Annotated in this window: 12 protein-coding genes; 11 read left to right on the top strand and 1 reads right to left on the bottom strand. The window is 39.1% G+C overall.

The genetic code is table 11. The features are described from left to right. The first annotated feature begins 11 nt into the window (after positions 1–11). Genes R2S10_RS12450 through R2S10_RS12400 form a run of 11 tightly spaced genes read left to right on the top strand, consistent with a single transcriptional unit; the run spans position 12 to position 10,129 of the window. On the top strand, positions 12–509 hold the full coding sequence (locus tag R2S10_RS12450) for an NADH-quinone oxidoreductase subunit J (RefSeq protein ID WP_187666288.1): 498 nt from the start codon (positions 12–14) through the stop codon (positions 507–509). Between the two features lie 57 nt (positions 510–566). Beyond that, entirely contained in the window at positions 567–896 is a 330-nt protein-coding gene (gene nuoK, locus R2S10_RS12445; protein ID WP_062546552.1) for an NADH-quinone oxidoreductase subunit NuoK, read from the top strand. 22 nt (positions 897–918) lie between these two features. Further along, positions 919–2,811, top strand: coding sequence for an NADH-quinone oxidoreductase subunit L (gene nuoL / locus R2S10_RS12440; protein ID WP_316840764.1), 1,893 nt, complete (start codon positions 919–921; stop codon positions 2,809–2,811). Positions 2,812–2,832: 21 nt separating this feature from the next. Beyond that, positions 2,833–4,299 carry an NADH-quinone oxidoreductase subunit M gene (locus R2S10_RS12435; protein ID WP_316840763.1) on the top strand — a complete coding sequence of 489 codons (1,467 nt, stop codon included), beginning with the start codon at positions 2,833–2,835 and terminating at the stop codon, positions 4,297–4,299. A 4-nt stretch (positions 4,300–4,303) separates the two neighbouring features. Next, positions 4,304–5,677, top strand: coding sequence for an NADH-quinone oxidoreductase subunit N (locus tag R2S10_RS12430; RefSeq protein ID WP_316840762.1), 1,374 nt, complete (start codon positions 4,304–4,306; stop codon positions 5,675–5,677). 46 nt (positions 5,678–5,723) lie between these two features. Then, positions 5,724–6,386 (top strand): DedA family protein, encoded by a 663-nt coding sequence (locus tag R2S10_RS12425; RefSeq protein WP_316840761.1) that lies wholly within the window; start codon positions 5,724–5,726, stop codon positions 6,384–6,386. A gap of 2 nt (positions 6,387–6,388) precedes the next feature. After that, positions 6,389–6,943, top strand: coding sequence for an inorganic diphosphatase (locus R2S10_RS12420; protein ID WP_062546557.1), 555 nt, complete (start codon positions 6,389–6,391; stop codon positions 6,941–6,943). Next, positions 6,943–8,259, top strand: a complete 1,317-nt coding sequence (locus tag R2S10_RS12415; protein WP_316840760.1) for a hemolysin family protein — start codon at positions 6,943–6,945, stop codon at positions 8,257–8,259. The genes R2S10_RS12420 and R2S10_RS12415 overlap by 1 nt, the downstream gene beginning before the upstream one ends. A gap of 12 nt (positions 8,260–8,271) precedes the next feature. Next, complete coding sequence (locus R2S10_RS12410) at positions 8,272–8,976, top strand: 16S rRNA (uracil(1498)-N(3))-methyltransferase (protein WP_316840759.1); 705 nt, start codon at positions 8,272–8,274, stop codon at positions 8,974–8,976. Beyond that, positions 8,973–9,629: a DUF4159 domain-containing protein gene (locus R2S10_RS12405; protein ID WP_316840758.1), complete on the top strand. Its 657-nt coding sequence runs from the start codon at positions 8,973–8,975 to the stop codon at positions 9,627–9,629. Before R2S10_RS12410 ends, R2S10_RS12405 begins: the two co-directional genes overlap by 4 nt. A gap of 2 nt (positions 9,630–9,631) precedes the next feature. Beyond that, a complete protein-coding gene (locus R2S10_RS12400; protein ID WP_316840757.1) occupies positions 9,632–10,129 on the top strand; it encodes an acetyl-CoA carboxylase biotin carboxyl carrier protein subunit in 498 nt (165 codons plus the stop codon). Positions 10,130–10,208: 79 nt separating this feature from the next. Here the strand turns inward: R2S10_RS12400 and R2S10_RS12395 are convergent, their stop codons facing one another. Further along, positions 10,209–11,798, bottom strand: a complete 1,590-nt coding sequence (locus R2S10_RS12395) for an SUMF1/EgtB/PvdO family nonheme iron enzyme (protein ID WP_316840756.1) — start codon at positions 11,796–11,798, stop codon at positions 10,209–10,211. Positions 11,799–12,151: the final 353 nt, after the last annotated feature.

Below are 12,151 nucleotides of genomic sequence, written 5' to 3'. Positions count from 1 at the left end.
TTATATAATAAATGGGTACATCGGTATTCTATTTTGTAGCAACATTAAGCGTCATCTTTTCACTGATGGTTATCTTTTCTAAGAACCCGGTGCATAGCGTGCTTTACTTAATTGTTACTTTCTTTACATTAACGGTTCATTACATTCTATTGAATGCACAGTTTCTGGCAGTCGTGAATTTTATCGTTTACATGGGGGCCATTATGGTACTCTTCCTCTTCGTGCTGATGTTGCTCAATCTCAATAAGGACAATGAGCCATTGAAATCGACCTTAGTTAAGGTAGTAGGCGTGATTGCAGGATGTTGTTTAGTCGTTACCATCATTGGTTCTTTAAAAGCAACAGCGATTTCTGATCCGGTATTATTAAAGAATCCTAATCTGGGATTGGTGAAGAATTTAGGTAAGGAATTATTTGGTCCTTATATGTTGCCTTTTGAGCTGTCTTCTATTCTATTGCTAACGGCAATGGTGGGTGCAGTATTGTTAACTAAAAAAGAAAAAGCATAGTATTGAGTTTGCATCATTTGATGTAAAGCTCATTGCTATAAAATAAGTATAAACTGAATGGAAAACATAACTCAGGGATTGCAGGGAGTACCACTTAACCACTACATCTGGTTAAGTGCGATTATTTTCACCATTGGTGTGATTGGGGTATTGACCCGTAGAAACGCCATCGTCATTTTTATGTCGGTAGAATTGATGCTGAATGCAGTAAATTTACTGCTTACCGCATTTTCGGTACATAACAATGATCCGTCAGGACAGGTATTCGTATTTTTCATTATGGTACTCGCCGCTGCTGAAGTTGCAGTTGGACTAAGTATTATTGTAATGGTGTACAGAAATACACAATCTATAGATATAAATGTGTTGAATCGCCTTAAGTGGTAATTAATAAGAATAAAGTAATAACATGATAAATTTAGTTTGGCTGGTTCCCTTAATTCCTCTTTTAGGCTTTGTTATCAATGGCCTGGGAAGAAATACGCTTTCTAAAAACCTGATCGGTTTCATCGGAAGCAGCGTGATATTCATTTCCTTTGCCATCAGTGTAGGTATCTTCTTCGAATTGGGAGCTGATGCGAATAAGTCTCACGAGATCTTCTTGTTCGACTGGATTAGTGCTGGTAAGCTGAACATTCCACTTTCCTTCCTGGTAGATCCTCTTAGCTCAATTATGCTATTGATCATAACCGGTGTAGGTTTCTTAATCCATATTTACTCTATTGGCTATATGCACGCTGATGAGGCTTTCGGTAAGTTTTTTAGTTACCTAAACCTGTTTATCTTCTTCATGTTGCTATTGGTCCTAGGATCTAACTACATCGTGATGTTTATCGGATGGGAAGGAGTAGGACTTTGTTCTTATCTGTTGATCGGATTCTGGTATACGAACAGTAGTTATGCTTCTGCAGCTAAGAAAGCTTTTATCATGAACCGTATTGGTGACCTTGGTTTCCTATTAGGTGTGTTCTTTATCTTTACCACTTTCGGTACAGTAGAGTTCTCTAAAATCTTTCCTCAGGCAGCGAATATGCTTCCTGGAAATGGCAGCATTGCATTAATTGCTTTATTGTTGTTTATCGGTGCTTGTGGTAAATCGGCTCAGTTGCCATTGTTTACCTGGTTACCGGACGCGATGGCTGGCCCAACGCCGGTTTCTGCTTTGATTCACGCAGCGACCATGGTAACTGCGGGTGTATATATGATCGCAAGATCAAATGTGCTCTTCGACCTGGCTCCAATGATTCAGCACATCATCGCTATTGTTGGTTTAGCTACAGCAGTTCTGGGTGCAATTATCGCCTTGACACAAACTGATATTAAAAAGGTACTGGCTTATTCTACGGTATCTCAATTGGGATATATGTTCCTTGGTTTAGGAGTTGGTGCTTACAACGGCGCTTTCTTCCACGTGATCACACACGCTTTCTTTAAAGCCTTACTATTCTTATGTGCAGGTTCTGTGATTCATGCTTTACACCATGAGCAGGATATGAGACATATGGGTGGCTTACGTAAAAAATTACCGGTTACTTTTATGACCATGTTAATTGGTACTATTGCAATTGCAGGTTTACCTCCATTTTCAGGGTTCTTCTCTAAGGATGAGATTCTGGCGCATGTTTATGCACATGATAAAACCATGTGGGCGATTGGTGTATTCACCGCTTTCCTTACGGCTTTCTATATGTTCAGAATGTTGTTCCTTACTTTCTCAGGAAAGTATCGTGGAACGCACCATGCCGAAGAGAAAATTCATGAATCTCCGAAGTCAATGACAATCCCTTTGATCGTATTGGCAGTTCTATCTGCTATCGGTGGAATGATTGGTGTTCCGGAAGCACTGGGTGGAAGTCATTGGTTATCTCATTGGTTGGCTCCAGTGATTAAACATACTGCAGAAGCTCCTGATCATGCAACGGAATATATGTTAATGGCAGTCTCTGTAATTGGCGTGCTAGTTGCGATCGGCTTTGCCTATGTGAAATATGTTAAACAAAATCATATCCCAGTTCCTGATGAAGGAAAAAGATCTGCTTTGGCTAACTTGTCTTACCATAAATTCTATATTGATGAGATTTATGATTTGATCATCAGAAGACCTTTGGATGCATTCTCAACTTTCTTCTATAAAATTATTGACAATAAGATTGTTGATGGTATAGTGAACGGTTTAGGCTGGGGCACCTCGGAAGCCAGTAAAGGTTTACGTTTGGTTCAGTCTGGAAACGTTGGTTTCTATCTGTTAATGATGGTGGTAGGAATCATCTCATTGTTATTGTATACTTATTTATCTCTGTAAAAGATCGTTCAAGAAAACATAATGGAACAACTTTTAATACTTCTTATCTTTCTACCATTGGTTGGCGCCGTGGTTACTGCATTCACAGGTAATGCAGCGAAACATGTGGCTCTGGGCTCAGCAATCCTTTCATTAGGCCTGACTCTTATCACGGTATGTAATTTTACACCGGATGCCAGTACGCAATTTGCAGTAAACTATCCCTGGATTCAGGATTTGGGAATCAATTTCCATGCAGGAATCGATGGGATCAGCATGATCACCGTTTTACTGACCAATGTATTGGTTCCGATCATTATTCTATCTGCTTATCAGCATGACTATAAAAAGGCCAGTTCATTTTTTGCATTGATCTTATTTATGCAGTTTGGTTTATTATTGGTGTTTACAGCTTTGGACGCTTTCTTATTCTACATCGGATGGGAAGCCGCGTTAATTCCAATCTACTTTATCTGCGCCGTTTGGGGTGGTAAAGATAGGATCAGAGTAAATATGAAGTTCTTCGTATATACCATTGCTGGATCTCTATTTATGTTAATGGGTATCATTTACCTATACTTACAAAATCCTGCTCACAATTTCGAGATTCAGGCTTTCTATAATTTAAATCTTGATGCAGCACAGCAGGGATGGATTTTCTGGGCCTTCTTTATCGCATTTGCGATTAAAATGCCAATATTCCCATTCCATACCTGGCAGCCAGATACGTATGTGGAAGCTCCAACTCCGGGTACGATGTTATTATCAGGGATTATGTTGAAAATGGGTATCTATGGACTGATCAGATGGTTATTGCCAATAGCACCTGAGGGTGTTCAACAGTGGGGTAACTTAGCTATGATCCTTTCTATTATCGGTGTAGTTTACGCTTCCCTGATTGCTTTTACACAGAAGGATGCTAAAAGACTAGTAGCTTATTCTTCTATCGCCCACGTTGGCTTAATTGCTGCTGGTATTTTTGCTTTAAATACACAAGGTATGCAGGGTGCAATGGTGCAGATGTTAAGTCACGGTATCAACGTAGTCGGCTTATTCTTTGTACTGGACATTATCGCCAGTCGTATGAAAACTAATAAGATTGCAGAATTGGGTGGAATTGCTAAAAAGGCACCTCAGCTGGCCATCGCATTTTTGATCATTGTATTGGGAACGGTAGCACTTCCGGGAACTAATGGTTTCATTGGAGAGTTTTTATTGCTAATCGGAATTTATCAGTATCAGGTATGGGCAGGCGTTTTCGCTGGATTGTCTATCATCTTCGGTGCGGTTTATATGTTCAGAATGTATCAAAACATTATGCTGGGCAAAACCAATGACTTAACCATCGGATTTACAGATATTAAAGGATCTGAAAAAGTCGTATTGTATGTCATTTGTGCCATGATCATTGCTTTAGGAGTATATCCTAAGCCAATTCTTCACTTATCTGAAGCATCGGTACAACAATTAATAGAACAGGTAACACAAAAATTAACATCGGTAAACTAAGCAAATGAATATCATCATAACAATTATTGTTACAGCTTTAGTGGTGCTTTATGCAGGTTTGTTTAAAGCTAAAAAAGCGTTATTACCCCTTACCTTAATTGGGTTGCTTACCTCACTGGCTTTTGTCGTTACTTCCTGGAATACGAACCAGACTTATTACGGAATGATGCAAATGGATAACTTTGCATTAGCTTTCGCAGGTCTTGCTATTATAGGAACGCTATTTATCTTCCTGCTGACGCAGAATTATTTTGCTGCGAATAGTGAAAATATTGCAGAATACTTCACCCTGATGCTTTTTGCCCTATCGGGAATTGTACTCATGGTTTCTTACAAGAACATGGCGATGTTATTTATCGGTGTGGAGATTATGTCTGTTGCCCTATATATTCTTGCGGGGATTAGAAAGAACAATTTCGCTTCCAATGAGGCGGCCTTAAAGTACTTCCTAATGGGGGCTTTCTCTACAGGCTTCTTACTATTCGGTATTACCTTGATCTATGGTGCTACGGCTTCTTTTGACCTGGATACGATCAATAAATACCTGGTTGAAAACCCGCAGTCGATTTCTCCTTTATTTTATCCTGGAGTGATCTTATTATTGATAGGTCTGTGCTTTAAGATTGGTGCTGCTCCTTTCCACTTCTGGACACCTGATGTATATGAAGGTGCGCCAACATGGGTTACGACTTTTATGTCTACTGTAGTGAAAACGGCAGGTTTCGCAGCGATTCTACGTTTATTCGGTGATACTTTTGCTCCGTTACATGATTTCTGGTTACCTCCATTGATGGTAATCGTATGTCTGACTTTATTCATCGGTAACGTAACGGCTTTATTCCAAAAGAACTTCAAAAGAATGCTGGCTTATTCGAGTATCTCTCATGCTGGTTATTTATTATTTTCTTTAGTGTCTCTTACAGCGAGTTCTATGAACAATGTATTGGTTTACGCCGCAGCTTATACTTTTGCAAGTATTATTGCTTTTGGTGTACTGATTCTAGTGAAGCAGAAAACGGGTAACGATAACTTTGAAAACTTCAATGGTTTGGGAAAACGTAATCCTTTTGCGGCTTTCGCCCTAACTGTAGCGATGTTGTCTTTAGCAGGTATCCCTCTAACAGCTGGTTTCATTGGTAAATACCTGATGTTCCTAAATGTGATGCATGATTATCATTTCTATTTGGTTGCTTTTGCAATTTTGAATGCTTTGGTAGGATTTTACTATTATTTCAAAGTAATTGTAGCAATGTATTTCAAAGATGGTGCTGAAGTAGAACTGGAAACGCCTGTGCAGTATAAGGTTGTCCTGGTATTATCGTTAATCATTACGGTTTTCCTTGGGATTTATCCAGCTATAATTTTAAATCTGATATAGTCAATATCTGTAGATAATTATATGTAGTTTTACGAATAATTGAACTATGCAAGATTTCTGGAACTCATTACAGCAATTTATTGATCCTGAAAAACTACTTAAAGAAGGTGGTTTTTATGTCGTAATGTTTGTGATCTTCGCCGAGACAGGTTTGTTTTTTGGTTTCTTCTTGCCAGGAGACTACCTGTTGTTTCTTGCGGGCATGTTCGTCGCTACAGGCAAATTAGACGTTAACCTATATGTGTTAATCATTGGGCTAATTATCGCAGCCGTATTAGGTAATTTTACTGGCTACTGGTTTGGTCGAAAGACGGGCCCCGTACTGTATGATAGAAAGGACTCCTTCTTCTTTAAAAAACGTTATTTAAAGGCTGCCGAAGATTATTATAATAAACAGGGGGCCTTTGCACTTATAATGGGGCGCTTTGTTCCAATTGTAAGAACTTTTGCACCGATTTTTGCTGGTGTAGTAAAATTAGACTTTAGAAGATTTGCATTATATAACTTTGCGGGTGCGATTATTTGGATTGCTTCCTTAACTTTGCTGGGTTATTTTCTTGGCAAAAGATTTGAAAAAGAAATTAACGATTATTTATTATACATTATTATAGGTTTTATTGTCATCACTACCATTCCGCTGGTTTACACTTTTGTAAAAAAGAAAGTGGTGAAAGAAGACAATGACGATATATCAAACACTGAACATTAAAAATGATTAAAGACGAGCGTCATCCGTGGCATTTTGTTTCTCCAGGTGAAAACTTACCTGAAACAGTAAATGCAATTATTGAAATTCCTAAAGGATCTAAAGCAAAATACGAAATCGATAAAGATTCCCACCTGATTAAATTAGATAGGGTACTTTTCTCTTCTGTAATGTACCCTGCTAACTATGGCTTTATCCCACAAACTTATTGTGATGATAATGACCCTCTGGATATCCTTGTACTTTGTTCGGTTGACGTTTATCCGATGTCAATCGTTGAAGCAAAAGTTATTGGTGTAATGCATATGGTGGATAATGGTGAACAAGACGATAAAATTATTGCAGTAGCAAAAAATGACATGTCTGTAAACTACATCAATGATTTAGCTGAATTGCCACCTCATACGATGAAAGAAATTGTGAAATTCTTCCAGGATTATAAAGCCTTAGAAGAAAAGCAAGTTACTATTGAACACCTTTTAGGCGTTCGATATGCGCATAAAGTGATACAGGAAAGTATCCTCCTTTATGACCAGAAGTTTAGAAATCAAACATCTTAATGGAAGGATTCAAGATATTTTTAACATTCTTCTTAGTAGCACTGAACGGATTTTTCGTTGCAGCAGAGTTTGCAATCGTAAAAGTTCGGGCATCACAAATTGAAATTAAAGCAAAATCAGGTAATCGGGTAGCAAATATTGCAAAATATATTACCCAGCATCTGGACGGATACCTGGCTGCCACGCAGCTAGGTATTACTTTAGCCTCCCTGGGCTTAGGTTGGGTGGGTGAATCTGTAATGCACAGCCTGATCCACGATATGTTAGTCGGCTTTAATTTCTCTGAGGTATACATCTCTTCCATCTCTACCGCAATCGCCTTCTTATTTATTACCGTAATGCACATCGTATTTGGTGAGCTGGCGCCTAAATCGGTTGCAATACAACGCCCGGTAGCGACAACACTGTTTATCGCAGTACCTTTACAAGCGTTTTATCTGATCTTCAGACCCTTCATCTGGGTGCTGAACGGATTTGCAAACATGATCCTTAAAATCTTTGGAATCTCAACTGTAGGAGGACATGAGTCTGTACACAGTACTGAAGAACTTCATTATTTATTGGATCAGGGTAAGGAAAGTGGAGCCTTGGATACCAATGAGCATGAATTGATTAAAAATGTCTTTGACTTCAACGAAAGAGTTGTAAAAAATATTATGGTTCCAAGAACCAAAATATCAGGTATAGAATTGTCTACTCCTCCCTCAGTGGTGATTGATAAAATCATCGGAGACGGATATTCCAGATTACCGGTATATGATGGTATTATTGATAAGATCATCGGTATTATTCATGCCAAAGATATCTTACCACTCCTGGCTTCTAAAAAAGACTGGGTATTACAAGACATTATCAGAAAACCATATTTCGTTCCTGAAACGAAGAAAATCAATGACCTGTTGAGCGAACTTCAGCAGAAGCGCATTCAGATCGCGATCGTGATCGACGAGTTTGGCGGTACCGCAGGTATGGTCACACTGGAAGATATCGTAGAAGAGATCGTTGGAGAAATCCAGGATGAGTATGATGAAGAAAAGCCAACAGTAGAAAAAATCTCTGATACTGAATTCATTATTAATGCTTATGCTACTGTTTACGATGTGAATGAGCATTTACCTCATGACCTTCCTGAGGATGAGGACTTTGATACGGTAGGCGGATTGGTGTCTCATGCTTTTGGTAAAATACCAGAAGTTGGTGATAGCGAAGAATGCTATGGTTATCTATTTACCATCCTAAAGAAAACAGAGCAAAATATTGAAACCATAAAGCTTGAACTTGTGATTGATAAAAGCGATATGGTGGACAACCACTAAACCTTTTACACAATGCACGTTTTTTATACCCCTGATATTGAGGCCAACGAGTATTCTTTAAATGAAGAAGAAAGTAAACATTGTCTGAAGGTCCTGAGATTAGGATTTGGCGATGTGGTGAACCTGATTGATGGAAAAGGAGGCTTTTATGAAGCGGAAATCATCGGAGAAGGAAAGAAAAATGTCCAGCTTCGTGTGATTAAATCCGTTCAGGAATATCAAAAACGAAATCACCACTTGCATATCGTGGTGGCGCCTACAAAGAACATCGATCGATTGGAATGGTTCCTTGAAAAAGCAACCGAAATAGGGATAGATGAAATTACTCCGATCATCTGTGAGCGTTCTGAAAGGAAAATCATTAAAGAAGATCGGCTTAATAAAGTGATTACATCGGCGGTAAAGCAGTCTTTACAGGCTTACCACCCGCTTCTAAATCCACAAGTCTCATTCACAGATTTCCTGAAAATTGAAAATAACTCCATTAAAATGATCGCGCACTGCATCGATGGAGAACCTCGTCTGTACATCAGCCAGGTGGCTGAACCGCATCAAAGTTACACCGTTTTAATTGGGCCTGAAGGTGATTTCAGTCCTAAAGAAATCGAACTCGCTTTGCAGAATGGCTTTAAACCCTTAACTTTAGGTAATACACGTCTGAGAACAGAGACTGCAGCATTAGCAGCCTGCTTTGAGGTGAATTATTTAAACAGATGAAATTAAGAACAGGCCTAGTCGTTGGATTGATGTTTTTGTTGTGTGGCTTTAAGCCGCCAACTTATAAGATGGCTAAGCTGAAATATAATGGAGGAGGCGATTGGTATGCCAATAGAACCGCACTTCCCAATCTCATTGAATTCTGTAATAAGAATCTAAATACAAATTTCGCTCCCCAGGATGCAACGGTTGAGGTGGGTAGTGCAGAACTGTTCAACTACCCTTTTGTTTACCTTACTGGTCATGGAAATGTGGTGTTCAGCGATGCTGAAGCTCAAAATTTACGAAAATATCTTAGTGGTGGAGGTTTTCTTCATATTGATGATAATTATGGACTGGATAAGTTTATCCGTAAAGAAATGAAGAAAGTATTTCCTGAACTTTCTTTTGTAGAACTTCCAGCCAATCATCCACTCTATCAGCAAAAATTTAAGTTTCCAAATGGTTTACCGAAAATCCATGAACATGATGGTAAAGCTCCTCAGGGCCTGGCTTTGATTCTGGATGGTAGGGTGATCTGTTATTATACATTTGAATGCGATCTGGGCAATGGTTGGGAGGATTTCGGCACTTATCCCGATGATACGCAAGATAAACGCTTGAACGCGCTAAAAATGGGCGCTAATTTGGTTCAGTATGCACTAACACAATAACTATGAAGGTAAAAGTAAATGAGCAATACAAATTTGATGTAGCTGTTTCAGACAAAACAATTTTGGTAGACGGACAGCCACTAGGCATTGATGTCAAAGAAGTATCGACTAATATCCAACATATTATTTACCAGCATAAATCCTATACTGTAGAAGTTGTAGATCGTGAAGAAGGAGGGAAGCAGACTACGGTTAAGGTAAACGGGAATCTATACCAGGTGGAGTTGGAAGATCAATACGATCAATTGTTGAAGCAATTGGGTATGGATATCGGTGCCACACAAAAAGTCCAGGAAATTAAAGCACCTATGCCAGGGCTGGTCTTGCAGTTAATGGTTGTTGAGGGGCAAGAAGTTAACAAAGGAGACAGCTTATTGGTGTTGGAAGCAATGAAGATGGAGAATATTATTAAATCTCCTGCCGCGGGTATTGTAAAGCGTATTTTGGTGCAAAAAGGGGATAAAGTAGAAAAGAACGGTATTTTGATTCAATTTGCCTAGTAAGGATTAGATTCTAACAAACAATAGATATAAAAAAAGGGAGCTGATTAGCTCCCTTTTTTTATATCTATTGTTTCGATTAGCGTGATTTGAAAGGTTTTGCAGTTTTCGGTTTAAATTGTGGTTTTCCGATAGACCTGATTTCAGAAGCCCCTAACATGGTCATGGCACAACGGAAGCCAATATCAGCCGTAGATTCATCCTGTTGCAAGAATCGTCTGGTTGCTGGGTTTAACCATAAAGCTTGGTCATCCCATGATCCGCCTTTGTAAACTCGGGATTTATCTGTTACCAGGGTAATTTCACCATATAGTTCATTCGCTTTATCACGGTAACCTCTTTGATCCGCATAAGTATTTGTAGTAGGCTGTGCAGGAGCTGCTGCTTGTTTCTCTGCCCAGGTTTGTTTTTTATAGGATTTAGCGTCGGTTAAAACTGGTCTGTTATATTTATCAATTTCAATTTTTCCGCTGATTGGGTCAGCTACTTTTTTGTCCTGATAATAATTACCTCTATAAGGATTAAAGGCATCAGCTGCTTCAAATGTTTTTGCACGATAAACGTCGGCAACCCATTCATTTACATTTCCTGCCATATTATACAAGCCAAAGTCATTCGGCGTATAGGACCTAACCGAAACGGTTAAACCACCTTTATCATTCAGTGATCCACCAACACCCATATAATCTCCTTTAGTTCTTTTAAAGTTGGCTAGGATCAAACCTCGCGTACTTCTTTTAGGGGAGCTTAATCCGAGACCATTCCAAGGATATATTTTATTGGCATTGATATTTTCATATTGGGTATTGCCAATTAATCCAAGCGCAGCATATTCCCATTCAGCTTCTGTTGGCAATCGATAAGGCTGTTTGATGATTCCATCTTCCAATCGTACATTTCTGGTGGCGCCGCCTCTACCACTTGCATTGGCTCCTCCGGCAGTATTGCCTGCATTTGATGGATTAAGGTCTTTCATTGCCTTTTTCCCTTTGTCGTCGTACTGTCCGCTTAGGTAAATATCGGTGTTGAATGCTCCTTTTGCTTGATTGGTTGCCGCCGCCGCAGTGTTAGCATTTCCACCGTTAAGGTCTTTGAAACTGGTCATATAACCTTTTTCACGAAGTAACAGCTCATTTACACGGTCTGTTCTCCAAGCGCAATATCTGTCTGCCTGTTCCCAGGTTACACCTACAACTGGATAGTCCTGGTAAGCAGGATGCCTTAAATAGTTGTCTACATAAGGTTCGTTGTAGGATAAGGGTCTGCGCCACACTAAAGTGTCAGGGAGCTCGTTATAATAGTATTCGTGATCTGTAGGATAGTTGGTGCGAATCCAGTTTAGGTATTCCAGCCAGTTGGTGTTTGAAACTTCAGTTTCATCCATATAGAAGGAAGATACGGTGGTTTCTCTTTTGTGGTTGTAATTGCTAAGCTCTTCACCGGCAACATTAATTGCGCTTCCGCTCATCACAAAAACACCGCCTTCAATTTCCACTAATCCGGGGCCAGGGCCACGTTTAAATTTTTTGTTTACTTCAAAGCCACCAAACTCGCGCTTGTTATACGCCATTCCTGTCTTCTCTGAAGTTCCTGATTTTGACTTGCAGGAAGAGAGAGAAGCTACGATTGCAATAGATGCAATCGAATAATATAAGTATGATTTTTTCATATTGAGGGATCTCATAGTGCTTTAACTGTTAAAATTACATAAAAAAAGAGTTATTGAGCAACAAAAAAGACGAGTTAATTAAAAAATAATCTTTTGTAAAATATGATTTGCGCATATCTGAGGCGGGTTTTGCAATAATTTGTCCCATTGAGCAGGAATTTTTCGAGTTGATATTATGCGGCAATAGTCAGCTTAATGAATCATGTGTTCAACACGGAATTGCATGATTTGTTGTGTATTGACCAAAAAATCTATTCGTAAGGCCTTAAGGTTAGCTTTATTGTTTAATTTCGGGGAGATCTGAGGAGTGATGATCAGGTTTGAGAATAACCTGAATGTAAATAGAGAATACG

The sequence above is a fragment of the Pedobacter gandavensis genome (assembly GCF_032678745.1).
GTDB lineage: Bacteria > Bacteroidota > Bacteroidia > Sphingobacteriales > Sphingobacteriaceae > Pedobacter > Pedobacter gandavensis_C.
Note: the sequence above shows the minus strand (reverse complement) of the source record. Positions and strands in the feature narration are given on the sequence as shown.

What these genes read in the sequence shown, in the direction of transcription:
- R2S10_RS12450 (WP_187666288.1), top strand. Translation starts at nt 12, where the DNA reads ATGGGTACATCGGTATTCTATTTTGTAGCAACATTAAGCGTCATCTTT.
- nuoK (WP_062546552.1), top strand. Translation starts at nt 567, where the DNA reads ATGGAAAACATAACTCAGGGATTGCAGGGAGTACCACTTAACCACTAC.
- nuoL (WP_316840764.1), top strand. Translation starts at nt 919, where the DNA reads ATGATAAATTTAGTTTGGCTGGTTCCCTTAATTCCTCTTTTAGGCTTT.
- R2S10_RS12435 (WP_316840763.1), top strand. Translation starts at nt 2,833, where the DNA reads ATGGAACAACTTTTAATACTTCTTATCTTTCTACCATTGGTTGGCGCC.
- R2S10_RS12430 (WP_316840762.1), top strand. Translation starts at nt 4,304, where the DNA reads ATGAATATCATCATAACAATTATTGTTACAGCTTTAGTGGTGCTTTAT.
- R2S10_RS12425 (WP_316840761.1), top strand. Translation starts at nt 5,724, where the DNA reads ATGCAAGATTTCTGGAACTCATTACAGCAATTTATTGATCCTGAAAAA.
- R2S10_RS12420 (WP_062546557.1), top strand. Translation starts at nt 6,389, where the DNA reads ATGATTAAAGACGAGCGTCATCCGTGGCATTTTGTTTCTCCAGGTGAA.
- R2S10_RS12415 (WP_316840760.1), top strand. Translation starts at nt 6,943, where the DNA reads ATGGAAGGATTCAAGATATTTTTAACATTCTTCTTAGTAGCACTGAAC.
- R2S10_RS12410 (WP_316840759.1), top strand. Translation starts at nt 8,272, where the DNA reads ATGCACGTTTTTTATACCCCTGATATTGAGGCCAACGAGTATTCTTTA.
- R2S10_RS12405 (WP_316840758.1), top strand. Translation starts at nt 8,973, where the DNA reads ATGAAATTAAGAACAGGCCTAGTCGTTGGATTGATGTTTTTGTTGTGT.
- R2S10_RS12400 (WP_316840757.1), top strand. Translation starts at nt 9,632, where the DNA reads ATGAAGGTAAAAGTAAATGAGCAATACAAATTTGATGTAGCTGTTTCA.
- R2S10_RS12395 (WP_316840756.1), bottom strand. Translation starts at nt 11,798, where the DNA reads ATGAAAAAATCATACTTATATTATTCGATTGCATCTATTGCAATCGTA.